Annotated in this window: 19 protein-coding genes; 7 read left to right on the top strand and 12 right to left on the bottom strand. The window is 46.4% G+C overall.

Annotation, left to right across the window (positions count from 1 at the left end; translation table 11 throughout):
• Positions 1-19: 19 nt before the first annotated feature.
• Positions 20-892 carry an outer membrane protein assembly factor BamD gene (locus tag ICN42_RS09620; protein ID WP_216254531.1) on the top strand — a complete coding sequence of 291 codons (873 nt, stop codon included), beginning with the start codon at positions 20-22 and terminating at the stop codon, positions 890-892.
• Between the two features lie 29 nt (positions 893-921).
• On the opposite strand, the gene alr is transcribed toward ICN42_RS09620, so the two are convergent.
• Positions 922-2,022 (bottom strand): alanine racemase, encoded by a 1,101-nt coding sequence (gene alr, locus ICN42_RS09615; RefSeq protein WP_216254529.1) that lies wholly within the window; start codon positions 2,020-2,022, stop codon positions 922-924.
• 74 nt (positions 2,023-2,096) lie between these two features.
• Between alr and lplT the strand changes: the two genes are divergently transcribed.
• A complete protein-coding gene (lplT, locus tag ICN42_RS09610) occupies positions 2,097-3,416 on the top strand; it encodes a lysophospholipid transporter LplT (RefSeq protein ID WP_216253923.1) in 1,320 nt (439 codons plus the stop codon).
• Positions 3,417-3,425: 9 nt separating this feature from the next.
• Here the strand turns inward: lplT and ICN42_RS09605 are convergent, their stop codons facing one another.
• Genes ICN42_RS09605 through scpA form a run of 8 tightly spaced genes read right to left on the bottom strand, consistent with a single transcriptional unit; the run spans position 3,426 to position 12,571 of the window.
• Positions 3,426-3,980, bottom strand: a complete 555-nt coding sequence (locus ICN42_RS09605; protein WP_216253920.1) for a hypothetical protein — start codon at positions 3,978-3,980, stop codon at positions 3,426-3,428.
• Positions 3,981-3,982: 2 nt separating this feature from the next.
• A complete protein-coding gene (locus tag ICN42_RS09600) occupies positions 3,983-4,528 on the bottom strand; it encodes a GNAT family N-acetyltransferase (protein ID WP_216253917.1) in 546 nt (181 codons plus the stop codon).
• Entirely contained in the window at positions 4,521-5,243 is a 723-nt protein-coding gene (gene tsaB, locus ICN42_RS09595; RefSeq protein WP_255539349.1) for a tRNA (adenosine(37)-N6)-threonylcarbamoyltransferase complex dimerization subunit type 1 TsaB, read from the bottom strand. The genes ICN42_RS09600 and tsaB overlap by 8 nt, the downstream gene beginning before the upstream one ends.
• Positions 5,244-5,261: 18 nt before the next feature.
• Positions 5,262-5,726, bottom strand: coding sequence for a VOC family protein (locus tag ICN42_RS09590; RefSeq protein ID WP_216253913.1), 465 nt, complete (start codon positions 5,724-5,726; stop codon positions 5,262-5,264).
• Between the two features lie 8 nt (positions 5,727-5,734).
• On the bottom strand, positions 5,735-7,759 hold the full coding sequence (accC, locus tag ICN42_RS09585) for an acetyl-CoA carboxylase biotin carboxylase subunit (RefSeq protein WP_216253911.1): 2,025 nt from the start codon (positions 7,757-7,759) through the stop codon (positions 5,735-5,737).
• Positions 7,760-7,785: 26 nt separating this feature from the next.
• On the bottom strand, positions 7,786-9,318 hold the full coding sequence (locus tag ICN42_RS09580) for an acyl-CoA carboxylase subunit beta (RefSeq protein WP_216253908.1): 1,533 nt from the start codon (positions 9,316-9,318) through the stop codon (positions 7,786-7,788).
• Positions 9,319-9,327: 9 nt separating this feature from the next.
• Complete coding sequence (gene meaB / locus ICN42_RS09575; RefSeq protein ID WP_216253905.1) at positions 9,328-10,353, bottom strand: methylmalonyl Co-A mutase-associated GTPase MeaB; 1,026 nt, start codon at positions 10,351-10,353, stop codon at positions 9,328-9,330.
• A gap of 22 nt (positions 10,354-10,375) precedes the next feature.
• Positions 10,376-12,571: a methylmalonyl-CoA mutase gene (gene scpA, locus ICN42_RS09570; RefSeq protein WP_216862479.1), complete on the bottom strand. Its 2,196-nt coding sequence runs from the start codon at positions 12,569-12,571 to the stop codon at positions 10,376-10,378.
• Between the two features lie 96 nt (positions 12,572-12,667).
• On the opposite strand from scpA, the gene ICN42_RS09565 reads away from it, so the two are divergent.
• The gene (locus tag ICN42_RS09565) at positions 12,668-13,306 is read left to right on the top strand and encodes a GntR family transcriptional regulator (RefSeq protein ID WP_216253901.1); all 639 of its coding nucleotides are present in this window, start codon (positions 12,668-12,670) and stop codon (positions 13,304-13,306) included.
• An 86-nt stretch (positions 13,307-13,392) separates the two neighbouring features.
• Here the strand turns inward: ICN42_RS09565 and ICN42_RS09560 are convergent, their stop codons facing one another.
• Positions 13,393-13,737, bottom strand: coding sequence for a cytochrome c (locus ICN42_RS09560; protein WP_216253899.1), 345 nt, complete (start codon positions 13,735-13,737; stop codon positions 13,393-13,395).
• A 17-nt stretch (positions 13,738-13,754) separates the two neighbouring features.
• The gene (locus tag ICN42_RS09555) at positions 13,755-14,120 is read right to left on the bottom strand and encodes a cytochrome c (protein WP_216253896.1); all 366 of its coding nucleotides are present in this window, start codon (positions 14,118-14,120) and stop codon (positions 13,755-13,757) included.
• Between the two features lie 166 nt (positions 14,121-14,286).
• On the opposite strand from ICN42_RS09555, the gene ICN42_RS09550 reads away from it, so the two are divergent.
• From ICN42_RS09550 to ICN42_RS09540, 3 genes are read left to right on the top strand one after another with little or no spacing between them, the layout of a single operon-like run.
• A complete protein-coding gene (locus tag ICN42_RS09550) occupies positions 14,287-15,144 on the top strand; it encodes a MoxR family ATPase (protein ID WP_216253893.1) in 858 nt (285 codons plus the stop codon).
• Positions 15,145-15,177: 33 nt separating this feature from the next.
• A complete protein-coding gene (locus ICN42_RS09545) occupies positions 15,178-16,353 on the top strand; it encodes a VWA domain-containing protein (RefSeq protein WP_216253891.1) in 1,176 nt (391 codons plus the stop codon).
• A 49-nt stretch (positions 16,354-16,402) separates the two neighbouring features.
• On the top strand, positions 16,403-16,861 hold the full coding sequence (locus ICN42_RS09540) for a RidA family protein (protein WP_216253887.1): 459 nt from the start codon (positions 16,403-16,405) through the stop codon (positions 16,859-16,861).
• A gap of 2 nt (positions 16,862-16,863) precedes the next feature.
• On the opposite strand, the gene ICN42_RS09535 is transcribed toward ICN42_RS09540, so the two are convergent.
• Entirely contained in the window at positions 16,864-17,514 is a 651-nt protein-coding gene (locus tag ICN42_RS09535) for an NTP transferase domain-containing protein (protein ID WP_216253885.1), read from the bottom strand.
• Positions 17,515-17,579: 65 nt separating this feature from the next.
• On the opposite strand from ICN42_RS09535, the gene ICN42_RS09530 reads away from it, so the two are divergent.
• Entirely contained in the window at positions 17,580-18,539 is a 960-nt protein-coding gene (locus tag ICN42_RS09530) for an XdhC family protein (RefSeq protein WP_216253883.1), read from the top strand.
• Positions 18,540-18,542 lie beyond the last annotated feature (3 nt).

Raw genomic sequence — 18,542 nt, 5'->3', positions numbered from 1 at the left:
CTTAAAGAGCCTTTTAGTTATGTCGGACGTTATTACAGACGCCAGTTTAAGGCTTGCTGCCTCTGTTCGGTCATCTTCCAGAAAATCCCTTATTGGTTTATTTTTTGGAGCTAGTGCTGCCTGCCTGATTCTTGGTGGCTGTGCGGGTAGCGATGGCTCAAAAGACGACTCCGATCTGTGGTCTGAAACAAAGCTATATTCCGAAGCAACTGAAAAGCTCAATGATGCTGACTATGCCAAATGTGGCAAGTACTTTGAAAAGCTTGAAGGTCGATTCCCATTTGGACCTTATTCGCAACAAGCCCAAATCAATGCTGCTTATTGTTACTGGAAGGGTCAGGAACAAGCCCAGGCTTTGGTTGCCATCGATCGCTTCATCAAGCTGCATCAAGGTAGTCCTAATTTAGATTACGGCTACTACCTCAAAGGCCTAATTAGCTTTAATGATGATCTGGGCTGGCTCGGCAAATTTACTGGGCAAGATTTAAGTGAGCGAGATCCAAAGGCGGCTAAAGAAGCTTTTGAATCTTTCAAAGTGGTAGTTGAGCGATTCCCTGATAGTAAATATGCACCCGACTCTTTGGATCGCATGCGCTATATCGTTAACTCTTTAGCGGAAGCGGATGTGATCGTTGCTCGCTTCTATTATCAACGTGGGGCATATCTAGCTGCCGCCAATAGAGCGCAACTCGTCATTCGCGATTACGATCGTGCGCCCGCTGTTGAAGAGGCGCTCTACCTTCTGACGAAATCTTATGAGAAGCTAGGTATGACTGACTTGAGTAACGATTCGCTTCGTGTGTTCAAACTCAATTTCCCAGAAAGCCAAATGATGGTTACAGGGAAACGCGTTCAAAAAGAAACTCGCTGGTGGCAGATCTGGAATAAGTAAAAAGATGCTTGTTATCAATTAACTCCGCGTTACTTGATAATAACTGGCACCCTCTGCGCCAATGCGCAAATCAGTTCGTAGCCAATGGTCCCGCTCATCTGAGCTACATCATCGACTGGCACTTCATTACCCCAAAGCTCCACAACACTACCGATCTTAGCTTTTGGGGCTTCGCGCAAATCGATCGTCAGCATGTCCATTGAGACACGCCCAACAATCGGACAAATCACGCTACCACCGTCAACATCGGCGGCATCAACCCAGACGGGCGTGCCATCTTCCGCATGACGAGGATAGCCATCCGCATAACCACAAGCAATTACGCCGATGCGCATATCTTCTGGAGCTTCGTAGCAGCCTCCGTACCCTATATGATCGCCCTTCTTTAATTCTTGAATATCGATGATCTCGCTACGCAATTGCATCACAGCCTGAAATTCAGATCGAACAATGTCGGCATGCATTCCGGTTGGTGAAACGCCGTACAACATAATTCCTGGGCGAACCCAATCGCCTAAGGCATTGCGATGCCACAAAATCGCCGCTGAATTAGCAAGCGAAGTTGGGGCTTCGAGACCCTCGATTGCCTGATCAAAACATTCCATCTGCTCACCTACGGATGGTAGACCATCAACTTGATCGGCATTAGCAAAATGAGTCATGTGATGCAGGTGATAGCCGGCAGAATGTAAGCGATGAAAAGCGGTCCGGTACTGCTCTGGCCTGAAGCCGAGTCTATTCATACCGGAATTCAGCTTTAAAAAGATATTGATTGGGTGGCCTGAATGATTTACAAAGGATTCAAGCCAGGTAACTTGCTGTTCACTATGGACCACTAGGTCACACCTGAGCTTGCATGCCAATTCAAGTTCCTGCTGACTAAAAAGCCCCTCTAACAGGAGGATGCGACCACCCCAACCATGTTCCCTTAGCCATTGCGCATCTGCAATATCCAGCAAGGCAAAGCCATCCGTAGATTCCAGTCCATTCAGGGCAGCCGCTAGGGTATGACCGTAGGCTTTAGCTTTAACAACAGACCAAATCTTTGATTCGGGAGCAAGCTCTCGAATGCGACCCAAATTATGACGAAAGGCATCAGTGTGTATAGTTGCCAGAATTGGTCTATTAATCAAGCGATTAGCTGATGAGCTCATATCCACCCCTCCTTTCATGTTTTAATTACAGTAATGACTAGATTGTACGAATGAACCGCAGTTTTTACATCATTATGGCGGCGCAATTTTTTTCGTCGCTTGCTGATAACGCATTGCTGATCGCAGCAATCGCCCTCTTGGTCCAGCTCAATGCTCCGGCCTGGATGACTCCTTTACTCAAATTATTCTTCGTTCTCTCTTATGTATTGCTGGCAGCCTTTGTCGGAGCCTTTGCAGACTCCCGCCCTAAAGGTAACGTCATGTTCATCACCAATACGATCAAATTCATCGGTTGCGTGGTCATGCTGTTTGGAAGTCACCCTTTGTTGGCTTATGCAATTGTTGGCCTAGGCGCCGCCGCTTACTCCCCAGCCAAATATGGGATTCTGACTGAATTGCTTCCACCAGAAAAACTGGTTGCAGCTAATGGCTGGATTGAAGGCCTGACTGTCGGCTCCATCATCATGGGTACTGTACTCGGGGGGGTCCTCATCAGCAAAACCGTCTCCCAGAGCCTCCTAGGGCTTGATATGCCTATTCTGGAGACCAGCATTGATACTGCAGCAGAATCAGCCATTCTGATCATCATGATGATTTATGTATTGGCCGCCCTAATCAATTTACGCATTCCAGATACTGGGGCGCGCTATCAATCTCAAAAAACCAATCCAATTGAGTTGGTAAAAGATTTTTCCGTTTGTTTTAAGACTCTTTGGGCTGACCGTTTGGGACAGATTTCATTGGCAGTCACTACCTTGTTTTGGGGTGCTGGTGCTACCTTGCAGTTCATTGTCATCAAATGGGCTCAAGTGGCCTTGCATATGACCCTGTCTCAGGGAGCTATTCTTCAGGCGATCTCGGCATTTGGAGTCGCTGGAGGGGCTATGTGGGCCGCTTGGCGCGTGCCGCTTCGTAGCTCACTCAAAGTCCTCCCTTATGGTATTGTCATGGGCCTAGTGGTCTGCATCATGGCAATCTACAACTCAGACATGCTTCCCAATATAACTATCTGGACTATTGCTGGATTTGAGATCTCCTTGAATCTATTGCCAGCGTATTTCTTATTGGTATTGGTTGGGTGGTTGGCAGGTTACTTTGTAGTACCAATGAATGCGCTGCTTCAGCATCGCGGACATGTGTTGATGTCTGCTGGTCACTCTATTGCAGTGCAAAACTTTAATGAAAATATTTCTGTACTAATGATGCTATTAATTTACTCTGGCTTGATATGGCTGGATGCCCCAATACAGGTAGTAATTATTGGCTTTGGGGTAGCTGTGAGCGTAATTATGTGGTTGGTCATAAGACGCCATGCTGCTAACCAAGCAGAATATGACTCAATGCATTTGATTGGCGAACACAAACACTAAGCCTAACGTTTAGATATTTTGTAATACCGATTTAGCGAGTAATACATCTTGCCAAAAAAGGGCCTTCTCCTTTGGCCTTGCAATCAGCTGATTTAATTCAAAAGTAGCAATCAACGGCAGATCCTCCGCCCCATCCGCATTAATTGCTAAGACGGTTTCGCGAAGCTCTGGCAGCGCATCACGCTCACCCGATAATTTTTGAGCAGCAGCTCCACCAAACGCAAGCGCAACTATCGGCGTTCCATCTTGCGGCAAAAGCTCGGGATTCCATTTTTCTGCAGGATTTTTCCAAGACCATTCTTGCGGAGCTAAACCAAGTGCCCGAATAATATTTTGAAAAAGTAGCGCTGCATCACCCTGAGGCTGGTTTCCAAAAAACCACCACACGCCCGAAGATGCTCTCTCCAATGTCTCTGCAATACCCGAGCTTGCGCCAATTGAAGGATCGGGCTGATGAGCGACCTCCGCAACTGCAAGCATCGTCTGGGCTTGTTCTTGGATGGCATCACGCGAAGTCCATTCGCTTATGCCCATCTCTTTGAGGAAGGTGGAGTTTGTACTCATATTCATGCCTCAAGCTTAATCGATTTAGCTAAAACCAGAGCGTCTTCACGCAAACCGCTAGCAGCATCAGCTGGATAATAATTCTTTCGCAAACCAATTTGCTCGTACCCAAGGCTAAGGTAGAGTTTGAGGGCCGCTGCATTGCTAGGGCGAACCTCTAAAATAATGCGGGGCATATTTTGCTGAGCAGCTACCCCCTCGATTGCATTCATCATTTTTACGCCAATTCCGAAACGGCGTAATTTTGGTGAAACAGTGATATTCAGGAGATGCAACTCATCGACGGCTGGAAATAAAATACAGTAGGCCCATAAAATTTCTGGATCTAAGTAGCTGCCCTTTACTGTATCTGCTAATTGCGGTCTTACGCAATAGGCCCAATGTCCTGCGGCAAGTGAATCTGAAAAATTACCCTTGGTCCAGGGGTGAATATGTGAAACAGATTCAATTGATAGGACGGAATCCAAATCCGCAACAGTCATGGGCAGAAATGAAAGCTCTGATACGCCTTCCGTGTTTGATTGCGGGGACAGGATATTGTCAGCCATGTAGTTGATTTCGCTCGGCGGAGGTCAAGGCAACTTTATTACGGATGTAGAGCGGCTCTAGCAAATGAACATCTTGCTGCAGACCTTTGCTCCACATATCCTGAGCGCATGCCAATACACCAAGAGCATTGACTCCAATGCTTGAATCTAGATGAGTGCTAGGCAGCTGATGTCCAATGCTGGTGAATATGCGATCTCCAAATTCAGCAATTGCACTGCCTGCAAGGAAATTGATATTCGAGAGCTGTATGCCCTCCGGAGCAGTCAGAAGAATGTCACTCTGACGTTGAGGCAATTGATTTGGGACCACTCGATAGCTAGCCCAGTAGGCCTCATCCATGCGGGCATCCACAGCGACAACAAATGACTGGGCTCCTGAAGAAATAAACGCGGGAGTTTCGATCAGCTGACTGGCAATGGCATCAAGACTCGACACAGGGAGCACAGGTAGCTTGGCGGCTGTTGCCAGACCTTGGACGACGGCAACACCTAGGCGGACGCCTGTAAATGCTCCAGGACCGTTTCCGATTGCAATAGCGTCCAGGGAAGCAAGCTCGATCGAAGATTCAAGAAGTAACTCCTCAATCCAAGGCAATAAGAGTTGGCTAGCGCCAGCCGCTACTTTTTGGGTGCGAAATAAAGGTGCTTCATCATTTAACGATAAAGCCACCGAACACCACGCTGAGGAGGTGTCGATGGCCAATATACGGGTCAATTTGGACTCTCTAGGTACTTATGAACTCAGACCCGCAATGATATCTGCTGGTGCCTGAACTAGCTCAATTAATACGCCCTCACCGCAGAAAGGAAACTCCTCATTTCCCTTGGGGTGAACAAAAGTGATGTCATAGCCAGCCGCACCCTTACGAATACCTCCAGGCGCGAATCGCAGACCTTGTGAAGATAACCACTCAACCGCCTTGGGAAGATCGTCAACCCATAGGCCAATATGATTCAAAGGGGTTTGGTGAACGGCAGGTTTCTTCTCGATATCGAATGGCTGCATGAGATCAACTTCAATCTCATGGCCACCTTTACCAATCGCGCAAATATCCTCGTCGACGTTTTCGCGTTCGGATACAAAGGTACTTTTGTATTCAAAGCCCAGCAAATCAACCCAAAGCTTACGAAGGCGATCTTTATTTTCACCGCCGATTGCAACTTGCTGAATCCCCAATATCTTGAATGGCTTAGTCATGATCGGCCTTATTCAAAGCGAATGATCAACTGATCCACCGCCAAGCTTTCGCCAACATTAGCGCAAATTTCAGCAACGACGCCATCCTGAGCGGCAACTAGGGTGTTCTCCATCTTCATCGCTTCAATTGCAGCCAATTTCTGACCTGCAGTAACTGCCTCGCCAACCTTGACTGAAATATTGGTTAAGAGACCAGGCATCGGTGACATTACCAATTTCGAGGTATCTGGCGGAACTTTGACGAGCATACGACGCTGAAGCTCTGCACCTAAGGGGCTTAAGACCATGCATTCGTACTGCGCACCATCTAAGACAAGCGCGTATTTCACACCCTTGCGCTCTACTTGCGCGGTAATTTTGTGGGTTCCATTAATGGTGGCGCGTAAGCAAAGCTCGCCTGGACGCCAACTACTAACGATGTTGTAACGACTAACATCACCCCCCTCTTCAATATAGACAGAGTAAATACCTTCTTTAAGCTCAACGCGAATAGGGATCTCTTTAATCTCCTCGCTTGAGCCTACGCGTGAACCAGTCACCACAACGAACTTCTTCGCAATAGTCATTTCATGACCAGCCAATTGGCCATCAATCATCTTGATGTGCTCAAGGTAGCGGTAGCGCATAAATGCCGCTAACGCAGCGAGACGCTTAGGATCCGCAGGTTGGACTGAATCCTTTTTAAATCCATCTGGATACTCCTCGGCAATAAAGCCGGTAGTAAAGTCACCTGATACGAAGCGTGGATGTTGCAAAAGAGCAGCTTGAAATGGGATATTTGAATGAATGCCACGAATCACAAAATCATTAAGCGCAGCCCGCATCTTGTCAATTGCTTCAGTACGATCTTTGCCGTGCACAATTAATTTAGCAATCATGGAGTCGTAGTGCATCGGTATCTCACCACCCTCATAGACGCCTGTATCTACACGAACACCGTCTAACTCCTCCGGCGGACGATACTTCACCAAGCGCCCAGTAGATGGCAAGAAATTGCGGAATGGATCATCGGCGTTAATACGGCACTCCATGGACCAGCCATCAAGCTTGATATCTTCTTGTTTAAATGCCAACTTCTCACCAGCAGCAACACGAATCATCTGCTCAACCAAATCCAAACCAGTAATACCTTCTGTAACTGGATGCTCAACTTGCAAGCGGGTATTCATCTCGAGGAAGTAAAAGGACTTGTCTTTGCCGACAACAAATTCCACGGTACCTGCAGATTGATAGTTAACCGCTTTTGCCAATGCAACAGCTTGCTCACCCATCGCTTTTCGCGTTGCAGGATCAATAAATGGCGATGGCGCCTCTTCAATTACCTTCTGATGGCGTCGCTGAATAGAGCAATCGCGCTCACCCAGATACACAACATTGCCTTGAGAATCACCCAGTACCTGAATCTCAATATGACGCGGGCCTTCAACAAACTTCTCAATGAAGACGCGGTCATCACCAAAGCTATTGAGTGCTTCAGTGCGGCATGCTGTAAATCCTTCAAACGCCTCTTTATCGTTAAACGCTACACGCAAGCCTTTGCCGCCACCGCCTGCGGAAGCTTTAATCATTACTGGGTAACCAATATCCTGTGCGATCTTGACGGCATCTTCCGCTTTTTCGATAGCCTCGTTAAATCCGGGAATTGTATTGACCTTAGCTTCTAAAGCGAGTTTCTTGGATGCAATCTTGTCGCCCATTGCTGCGATAGATTGGTGCTTAGGGCCAATAAAAACTATGCCCTCTTCTTCGCAGCGACGTGCAAATTGCTCGTTCTCAGACAAGAACCCATAGCCTGGATGAACCGCTTCAGCACCAGTATCTTTACAGGCTTGAATAATGCGATCCATCACCAAATAGGATTCGCGCGAAGGAGCTGGCCCAATGCAAACAGCTTCATCAGCCATTTGCACGTGACGCGCCTCTTTATCCGCTTCAGAATAGACAGCAACCGTCTTAATGCCCATTTTCTTGGCAGTTTTCATCACACGGCAAGCAATCTCACCGCGGTTAGCAATCAAAATTTTCTTAAACATTTTCGTAGTCATGATTTTTCGGCGCCTTAAAGAGGAATATTGCCGTGTTTACGCGGTGGGTTTGTGAGCTCTTTGTCTTTCAGCATTGCCAAAGAACGTGAGATACGTTTGCGGGTTTCATGAGGCAAGATCACATCATCAATGTAGCCACGACGACCTGCTACGAATGGATTCGCAAACTTGGCTTTGTACTCAGCTTCACGTGCAGTAATTTTTTCTGGATCAGACTTTTCTTCGCGGAAAATAATTTCAACAGCTCCTTTGGGGCCCATCACAGCGATTTCAGCGGAAGGCCATGCGAAGTTGACGTCGCCGCGTAAATGCTTAGAAGCCATCACGTCATAAGCGCCACCATAGGCTTTACGTGTAATCAGAGTTACCTTTGGCACGGTGCAATCTGCATATGCATAGAGTAACTTAGCGCCATGCTTAATAATCCCGCCGTATTCTTGCGATGTACCAGGCATAAATCCAGGTACGTCAACCAATGTAACCACGGGAATGTTGAAGGCATCACAGAAGCGCACAAAACGCGCAGCTTTGATAGATGCCTTAATGTCTAAGCAGCCTGCCAATACTAAGGGCTGGTTAGCGACAATACCAATCGAGCGGCCTTCCATACGCGCAAAGCCGATCAAGATATTTTTTGCGTAATCTGGCTGAAGTTCAAAAAACTCGCCATCATCCACAATCTTCGCAATCAACTCTTTCATATCGTAAGGTTGATTTGGGTTGCTTGGAACCAATGTATCAAGAGAGAAATCAGGTTCTTCAGTGCGCATAGCCCCATTGATCATGGGTGGCTTTTCACGATTCGATAAAGGGAGATAGTTGAAGAAGCGACGGAGCATCATGATCGCATCAACGTCATTATCAAAAGCTAAATCACAAACACCTGAAATAGTGGAATGCGTTACGGCACCGCCCAACTCTTCAGCAGTGACATCTTCATGAGTCACAGTCTTCACCACTTCTGGTCCGGTAACAAACATATAAGAACTGTCTTTCACCATGAAGATGAAGTCAGTTAATGCTGGGGAGTAAACGGCACCACCAGCTGACGGACCCATGATTAAAGAGATCTGTGGGATAACTCCAGAGGCAGTGACATTGCGCTGGAAAATTTCAGCATAGCCGCCCAAGGAAGCAACGCCCTCTTGAATGCGGGCACCACCAGAGTCATTTAAACCAATTACAGGAGCCCCTACTTTGAGTGCCTGGTCCATAATCTTGCAAATCTTTTCAGCATGAGCCTCTGATAGAGAGCCGCCCAATACTGTAAAGTCTTGGGAGAATACAAAAACCAAGCGGCCATTAATCATTCCATAGCCAGTAACAACGCCGTCACCCGGAACAGTTTGATCTGCCATACCAAAATCGTGGCAACGATGTTCAACGAACATATCCCACTCTTCAAAGGTACCAGCATCCAGCAAAAGCTCGATACGCTCACGTGCAGTTAGCTTACCCTTGGAATGTTGAGCGGCAATACGCTTTTGCCCGCCACCTAATCTAGCAAGTTCGCGCTTTGCTTCAAGCTGTTGAATGATTTCCTTCATAACTACTCCTTAGAAAAATTCGTGTCCCATTGCTTCGAGCAAACGTCTCGCAGCAACAGAAGCTGCCATGGTTCCTTGATTTACCTCAGCACTCAGGCTAGGTAACAGTTTTTGTACTGCTGGGTGATTCTGGAAAGCGTTCTTCAGGCCCGCATCAATTCGATCCCACATCCAGGCTCCTGACTGTTGCTTACGGCGGGATTGCAATTTGCCGTTTGCATTTTGTAGCTTCTGAAAATGGAGAATTTTTTCCCATAATTCAGGCACACCATTACCCTCTAAAGCGCTTAAGGTCATCACCATGGGGTGCCAATACTCTTGATTGTGAGAGGCATGATCTGGATTACCCTGGAAACCTAAAAGACGCAAAGAACTCGTAATAAATAATTGTGCGCGCATTGCAGCATCCGGATCGATATCAACCTTATTGATCACAATCAGATCCGCGATCTCCATGACACCTTTTTTAATTGCCTGCAGATCATCGCCAGCGTTGGGCAACTGCATTAGGACGAACATATCGGTCATACCAGCAACAGCAATTTCACTTTGGCCGACGCCTACGGTTTCGACAATCACAATGTCAAATCCTGCCGCCTCAGCAACCAGCATAGCTTCTCTAGTTTTCTCGGCTACACCACCTAAAGTGCAGGATGAAGGGCTAGGACGAATAAATGCGTTGTCCAGTACGGACAATTTCTCCATCCGAGTCTTATCACCCAAAATGGATCCACCAGATAAGCTTGAGGATGGATCAATTGCTAGAACAGCAACGCGATGACCTTTTTCGATGAGGTATAAGCCTAGAGATTCAATGAGGGTGGACTTGCCAACCCCAGGAACACCAGAGATGCCAAGACGAAATGACTTGCCTGTCTTGGGCAATAAAGTATTGAGTACTTCATCGGCACGCTTTCGATGATCCATGCGAGTGGATTCAAGCAAAGTGATGATCTTAGCTAAAGCTCTTCGCTGCGCCGATGAGGGAGCAGCGGTGAGATCATTCACCAAAGCCTGGTCAACTGCATTTAGCATGCTGATGTCTTTGATCTAAAAATTACTCTGGCTTTGCAGATTTACGAATCTGCTCGAGTACATCCTTTGCAGATGCTGGAATTGGAGTACCTGGGCCATAAATGCCTTTCACGCCAGCTTCATACAAGAAGTCATAATCTTGCCTCGGAATCACTCCACCCACAAAGACAATGATGTCATCAGAGCCCTGCTTCTTTAGCTCGGCGATGATGGCTGGAACTAAAGTCTTATGCCCTGCAGCTAAAGTTGAAACCCCTAGGGCGTGAACGTCATTTTCAATCGCTTGACGAGCACACTCTTCTGGTGTTTGGAACAAAGGTCCAATATCCACGTCAAAGCCTAAATCAGCGAAAGCCGTTGCAACAACTTTAGCGCCACGGTCATGTCCATCTTGACCAAGCTTGGCAATCATCACGCGTGGGCGACGACCAAAGTCTTTTGCAAAATCAGCAATTTCAACCTTCAATTTTTCCCAGCCTTCTGCTGAGTCGTAAGCAGCTGCATACACACCAGTCACCTTTTGAGTATCGGCGCGGTGGCGCCCGTAAACTTTTTCCAACGCATCAGATACTTCGCCAACCGTAGCACGCAAACGCATCGCCTGCACAGCCAACTCCAATAGGTTGCCAGTATTCTCTTCTGCGGCTTTAGTTAATGCCTCTAATGCAGCTTCAACTTTTTTAGAATCACGCTTCGTCTTAATGTCTTTTAATCGAGCAACTTGGCTTTCGCGAACCTTGTCATTGTCAATCATCAAGACATCGACCAAATCTTCTTTTCCAAGCTTGTATTTATTAACGCCCACGATGACATCGGAACCGGAATCAATCTTGGCTTGCTTCTCAGCAGCCGCAGCTTCAATCTTGAGCTTAGCCCAACCACTTTCAACCGCCTTAGTCATGCCGCCCAGGGCATCTACTTCTTGAATAATTTCCCAGGCTTTATCCGCCATCTCCTGTGTGAGGTTTTCCATCATGTAAGAACCAGCCCATGGATCAATCACGCTGGTGATATGCGTTTCTTCTTGCAAGATTAACTGAGTGTTACGAGCAATACGGCTAGAGAACTCAGATGGCAAAGCAATGGCTTCATCAAATGAGTTCGTATGCAAGGACTGCGTACCACCAAATACCGCTGCCATTGCCTCAACAGTGGTGCGAACAACGTTGTTGTAAGGATCTTGTTCTGTCAAAGACCAACCCGATGTTTGGCAGTGAGTACGCAACATCAAGGACTTTGGATTCTTTGGCTCGAAAGACTTCATAATGCGCCACCACAAGAGGCGTGCGGCGCGTAGCTTGGCAACTTCTAGATAAAAGTTCATGCCAATTGCAAAGAAGAATGAAAGGCGTCCAGCAAAGCCGTCGACGTCCAAGCCCTTAGCTAATGCTGTTTTCACATACTCTTTACCATCAGCCAATGTGAATGCTAATTCGAGAACTTGATTTGCACCTGCTTCTTGCATGTGATAACCCGAAATAGAAATCGAGTTAAATTTCGGCATGTGTTTAGCGGTGTACTCAATAATGTCACCAATGATGCGCATGGAAGGCTCTGGCGGATAAATATAAGTATTGCGAACCATGAACTCTTTCAGAATGTCATTCTGAATGGTGCCTGATAACAATTCTTGTTTCACGCCCTGCTCTTCACCAGCAACAATATAACCAGCCAAAACTGGTAATACGGCGCCATTCATGGTCATGGACACTGATACCTTGTCCAATGGAATGCCATCGAACAAAATTTTCATATCTTCTACGGAATCTATTGCTACACCAGCCTTACCAACGTCACCAGTAACGCGCGGATGATCAGAGTCATAGCCACGATGCGTTGCTAAGTCAAATGCAACCGAAACACCCTGACCGCCTGCATCCAGAGCCTTGCGATAAAACGCATTGGATTCTTCGGCAGTTGAAAAGCCCGCATACTGGCGAATAGTCCAAGGGCGGACTGAGTACATCGTTGCCTGAGGTCCACGTACAAATGGCTCAAAGCCTGGCAAGGAATGTGTGTACTGAAGGCCTTCAATATCTTCTGCTGTGTATAGAGCTTTGAGATGAATACCATCTGGTGTTTTCCAGCCTAATTTATCAACATCACCATTGGGCGCTGATTTTTGAGCAGATTTTTTCCAAGCATCCAAATTGCTATCAGGCACATTTGGCCAAGTATTAGATGAATTTGTTGCAGACTTTTTTTCACTTGTACTCATAAAGCACTCCTGGTTGGCTTTATTACATTGTTGCTAAATTTGTAGGGCTATTTTGCTTGACTTTTTTTAATTTGTCTAGATACTGTATACATAATTATGAATACAAAACTGATTAATAGACCCTTATATGAAGATGTTGCTGAGCGATTACGCGAGCAAATCTTTTCGCATGAATTAGCTCCTGGAAGCTGGCTAGACGAGCAAAGTCTAGCAATCGCCTTTGGAATAAGCCGCACCCCCATGCGAGAAGCTATCAAAGTTCTCGCATCTGAAGGTCTAGTTACAACCAAAATGAACAAAGGCGCCTATGTCACCGAAGTTGATAGGCGCGATCTAGAGCAAATTTTTACCGTACTCTCCCTTCTAGAGGGGCAAGCGGCTAAAGAAACGGCTATTAAGGCATCCGAAGCACAGCTAACGCAGCTGGATAACCTGCATCATCGTCTAGAAAAGGCTGCCGCTGATCGTGATATCGAGCAATTCTTTGAAATTAACGTCAAATTTCATGAGCTGATACAGGAAATTGCAGGAAATAAATGGATGAATGGGGTTATCGAGGACTTGCGTAAGGTTCTTAAGCTTCAAAGGCGCGATTCATTGAGCAGAACTGGGCGTTTATTAAGCTCCCTAGTTGAGCATCGAGAAATTCTCCAATCCATCCTCAAAAGAGATCCACTGGCTGCTGAGCTGGCCATGCGCAAACACCTCACCAGAGGGCTTGAGGCAACCAAATAAGAGAATGATAGATAGTAGATTCTATAAAGAACAAAGGCCTAGGAGATTAATCTAGGCCTTTTTTTGACTGCTACGAATTACCTGGGCTATTTCTTAATAACGAAATTTCCTGGCAATGTGGCGATATAAGCAGCAATATCGTGCATATCCGCATCAGAGAATGATTGAACTTGGGAGCCCATCACGGCATTATTGCGTCCGTACTGAGCATTTCCATTGCCTACCTTGTAAGCTTTTAAAGCGTAATAGAGGTAGTCAGAATATTGACCGGCTAACTTTGGATAAGCTGGCAGGATTGGTGCATTCAGTCCAGCGCCGTGGCAAGAGGCACAGTTCGCCTTCTCTACGAGTGCTTGACCTTTTTCAGCGCTAGCGGCTTGAGCCATGCCAATGCTGGATAACAAAATGGCGGTAATTAGTGCGAATTTCATAAACGTGCCTCTAAATATCACTTCAATGGGTTATTTGGTGAGCTGGCAGTTTGCGCAGCATAGTATTCGCCAAGGTCAGCCATGTCTTGATCAGACAAGCTGGCGGCGATAGAACGCATCGTTGGATGCTTTCTTTCACCTTTCTTATAGGCAGATAAAGCGCTAGCGATGTAAGCGGCATTTTGACCACCCAACATCGGAACTTTATAGACCAAAGGATAGTCAGCGCGGTAGTCAGGAATGGAATGGCAACCAATACAAAGCCAAACCTTGCCTTGTCCAGCTTGAGCGGAGCCTTTGACATCTTGAGCTTGAGCAGCAAATCCAGCAAAAGCTAGGCCTGCGCAGAGGGTCAATTGGGAAAGAATGAGGTGTTTTTTCATAGAAATCATCATTAACGAGTTTGATTCAGATCAATTTGGAGAGAGTATAGCGGAGACAGACCACTATGCCCCGTTTAAGCCCCTCAAATTAGTGAAAACACTGAAAATAAGAGCCCTTTTACCTATACTTGAATGCTATTTACAGACAAATTGATTGCCCCTGACGATGACTAAGACTAATTCCCGCTTTGATGGCTCACAAAGCTATGTAGCTACTGATGACTTGAAATTAGCGGTAAATGCCGCAATACAGTTGCAACGCCCCCTTTTGATTAAGGGCGAGCCAGGTACCGGCAAAACTATGTTGGCTGAGGAAGTTGCCGCAGCACTGAATATGCCTTTGATGCAGTGGCACATTAAGTCGACCACCAAGGCACAGCAAGGTCTATATGAATACGATGCGGTTAGCAGATTAAGAGACTCTCAGCTTGGTGATGCGAAAGTGAATGACATTCGCAACTACATTGTTAAAGGTGTGCTTTGGCAAGCATTTCAAGCGGATGAGCCGGTTGTTCTGCTAATTGATGAAATTGATAAGGCGGATATCGAGTTCCCAAATGATCTACTGCGCGAAATAGATCGGATGGAATTTTATGTTTATGAAACACGCGAACTGATTAAGGCAAAGCACCGCCCTCTCGTCATCATTACTTCGAATAATGAAAAAGAATTGCCAGATGCATTTTTGCGCCGCTGCTTTTTTCATTACATTTCCTTTCCAAATGCGGGAACGATGCAAAGTATTGTTGATGTCCATCACCCGAACATCAAACAAGAGTTGCTGGATGCCGCCCTGAAATCTTTTTACCAAATACGATCTTTACCCGGCCTAAAAAAGAAGCCCTCCACTTCTGAATTAATTGACTGGTTAAAGCTCTTGCTAGCGGAAGATATTCCAGCGGAGGCACTTTATAGCGATGAGCAAAAAATCGCGATTCTACCACTTCACGGAGCGCTCCTCAAAAATGAGCAGGATATTCACTTGTTCGAGCGCCTAGTGATGATGAATCGCAATCATCGCTGATCTCACACACTTCCATACCGCTATAGCTGAGTCATGTTGATTCAATTTTTCCTAAAGTTAAAAGAGGCCAAGGTGCCTGTTTCTGTTCGGGAATTCTTGACCTTACTTGAAGCTTTGAAGGCAGGTGTCATTGAGCCCTCGATTGATGAGTTTTATCAACTAGCGCGTATGACCTTAGTGAAAGATGAGCGGCACTTTGATCGCTTTGATCAAGTGTTTGGGTCATACTTCAACGGTGTAGAGCAAATCATCGCGCTGGCTCCAGACATCCCTCTAGACTGGCTTGAGAAAAAATTACAACGCGTATTAAGCGATGAGGAAAAGGCTGCTCTCAAAAAGTTGGGCGGGCCTGAGGCATTGCAAAAGCGACTTCAAGAGCTCATGAAAGAGCAAAAAGAATGGCATGGTGGCGGCAATAAATGGATTGGTGCAGGCGGCTCATCACCCTTTGGCCATAGCGGTTATCACCCAGAAGGCATTCGCATTGGCGGGGAGAGTGCTGGCAATCGAACGGCTATCAAAGTCTGGGAAGCGCGAGAATTTAAAGATTACGACAGTGACCTCAGCTTAGGGACTCGTAATATCAAAATGGCGTTACGCCGCTTACGTCGTTTTGCTAGAGAGGGTTCCAGCCTAGAGTTAGATCTCGACAAGACCATTCACTCCACCGCTGCAAATGCAGGGATGCTAGATATCCAAATGCGCCCTGAGCGCCACAATCAAGTTAAGGTCTTGCTATTGATGGATGTCGGCGGATCCATGGATGATCATATCCAACGAATTTCTGAATTATTTACCGCGGTCAAAACTGAATTTAAGCATCTGGAGTATTACTATTTTCATAACTGCATTTATGAGCACCTCTGGCAAAGTAATCGCCGCAGACGAGATCAAGTGACCGCGACTCAAGATGTCATCAATAAGTATGGTCCCGACTATAAGCTTATTTTTATCGGAGATGCCACTATGTCTCCGTATGAAATACTGAGTCCGAATGGGTCCGTTGAATACAACAACCAAGAGGCTGGCGCCACCTGGATTAATCGACTCATCGATCACTTTCCTCACTTTGCTTGGCTCAATCCGGAGCCTGAATCAGTTTGGCAATATCGACAGTCGATCGACATCATGCAGGGTCTCATGAAAGATAGAATGTACCCAGTAACACTCAATGGACTAGAAAGCGCTATGCGTCAGCTTTCCAAGTAAGATTTATTGAACACCCTTGTAACTATTTTTTAATCTGATTGATGCCCCTATGACAAACCACATTAGTGATCGCCTTAAAGCCCTCGGAATTGATTTACCACCACCTGGACCACCCGCTGCAGCCTACGTCATGGCAGCTAGCACTAGCAACACTGTTTTTCTATCTGGGCACATTGCCAAAAAAGATGGCAAACCTTGGGTTGGTAAGCTGGGTTTAGACATGGATACAGAAACTGGTAAAGCCGCCGCTAAATCGATCGCGATTGATTTGATTTCTACTTTGCAAAATCATCTTGGCTCGTTAGACAAAGTAAAGCGTATTGTGAAAGTCATGGGTTTAGTGAACTCAAGTTCTGAATTTACTGAGCAGCACTTAGTGATTAACGGATGCTCTGAGTTGCTTTTTGAGGTGTTTGGTGATGCCGGCAAGCATGCTCGCAGCGCATTCGGTGTGGCTCAAATACCCTTGGGTGCTTGTGTCGAAATCGAATTGATTGCAGAGATTTAAAACTACGTCAGACTTAATTTGTGCTTTTGGATGTCTTCCGATGTGTCGACATCCAATACAAATGCCTGATTGCTAGTATGCATAGTCCTAACTTTGCCAGGATTAACATCCATGAATTCTCGGCAAACCATACCTGGGGTTGCCAGAATATTGAACACCGCTTTATGCGAAAACAACACAGGATTGCCACGCTTCCCATTCACTACTGGCAGAATGATTTCCTCTGAGCCCTCTCGCTTAGAGTACTCATCAAGCAATTCTTGAATTTCCTTTGCACCCACTTCGGGCTGGTCTGATAGCGCGACTAGCAAAACATCAAATTCTTCTTGGATTGACTCAAGCCCCAAGCGAACAGATGAAGCCTGCCCCCTCTCTGGAGCATGGTTTCGAACCGGCCGCATTGGGTAGTCCAAGGACGGATTTATCTTTATCACTTCAGACTCAATCTCCTCAGCATGAAAGCCCGTCACTGAGACACATTGAACTGGTTCAAATTGCTGGATGGCATTACACAAAGCTTGTAGGAGCGTAATACCCTCCTTACGTAACAAAGCTTTGGGATGCACCCCCAGACGACTACCCTCGCCCGCAGCAAGCAACAGAACAGCTAGGCGGAACTTTGGGTTTTGAGTAGATGAGCTTGAACTTGTCATTAGAGAGATAATAGTTAAATTGGCAGTATAAAAATAATAAATACAAAAAATATTAGAGATCAGAAATGAACAGTACCGACTTAAGCGTTTTAAAAGCTGCCGTTGATTGGCTCAAATCTGGTCATCCAGTGGCAATCGCTACTGTAGTGCAAACATGGGGTTCAGCCCCAAGACCGATCGGATCTTGGTTAGCCATCAGAGGTGATGGTCAAGTAACGGGATCAGTTTCTGGTGGATGCGTTGAGGATGACTTAATACGTCGTGTTCAAACCGAAATTCTCACTAAAGAATTGCCGGAGATGGTGGTCTATGGCGTTAGTCAACAAGAAGCGGCTCGCTTTGGTTTGCCTTGTGGTGGAACACTACGCTTGCTTGTTGAGCCAAAACCTGAATTGGCAATCCTAGAAAGCATTCTGAGCTCCATTTCCAATCACCAAATTACCTCGCGCACAGTCAATCTCACTACCGGCAAATCCAAGCTGGAAGCTGGTAATCGTAATGAGGCTTTTGTCTGTGATGATCAGATCATGAAAACCACCTATGGTCCGCGCTGGCGCATGGTCATTATTGGCGCGGGCCAGCTATCTCTTTACACAGCTGACTTTGCGCTGGCATCCGATTTTGAAGTCATCGTGATCGATCCACGTGAAGAGTATGCCGAAGGCATTAATCGCGAGCATATCCAGTTCATTAAGGGCATGCCGGACGATGTGCTATTGGAAATTGGTGTCGACTCACATACCGCTGTTGTTGCCTTAACGCACGATCCCAAGCTAGATGACATGGCCTTAATGGAAGCATTAAAGTCACCCGCTTTTTATGTCGGCGCGCTGGGCAGCAGAGTGAATACCCAGAAACGTAAAGCCCGTCTGCTGGAATTTGATGTGACGCAAGAGGAAGTAGAACGACTTCACGGGCCCGTCGGCTTATTTATCGGCGCTTTAACTCCACCAGAAATTGCCGTATCGATTCTGGCTGAAGTGATTGCGGTGAAGTACGGCGCACCGATCCCTAAGAAACCTTAATAC

The sequence above is a fragment of the Polynucleobacter sp. 71A-WALBACH genome (assembly GCF_018882365.1).
Lineage (GTDB): Bacteria > Pseudomonadota > Gammaproteobacteria > Burkholderiales > Burkholderiaceae > Polynucleobacter.
Note: the sequence above shows the minus strand (reverse complement) of the source record. Positions and strands in the feature narration are given on the sequence as shown.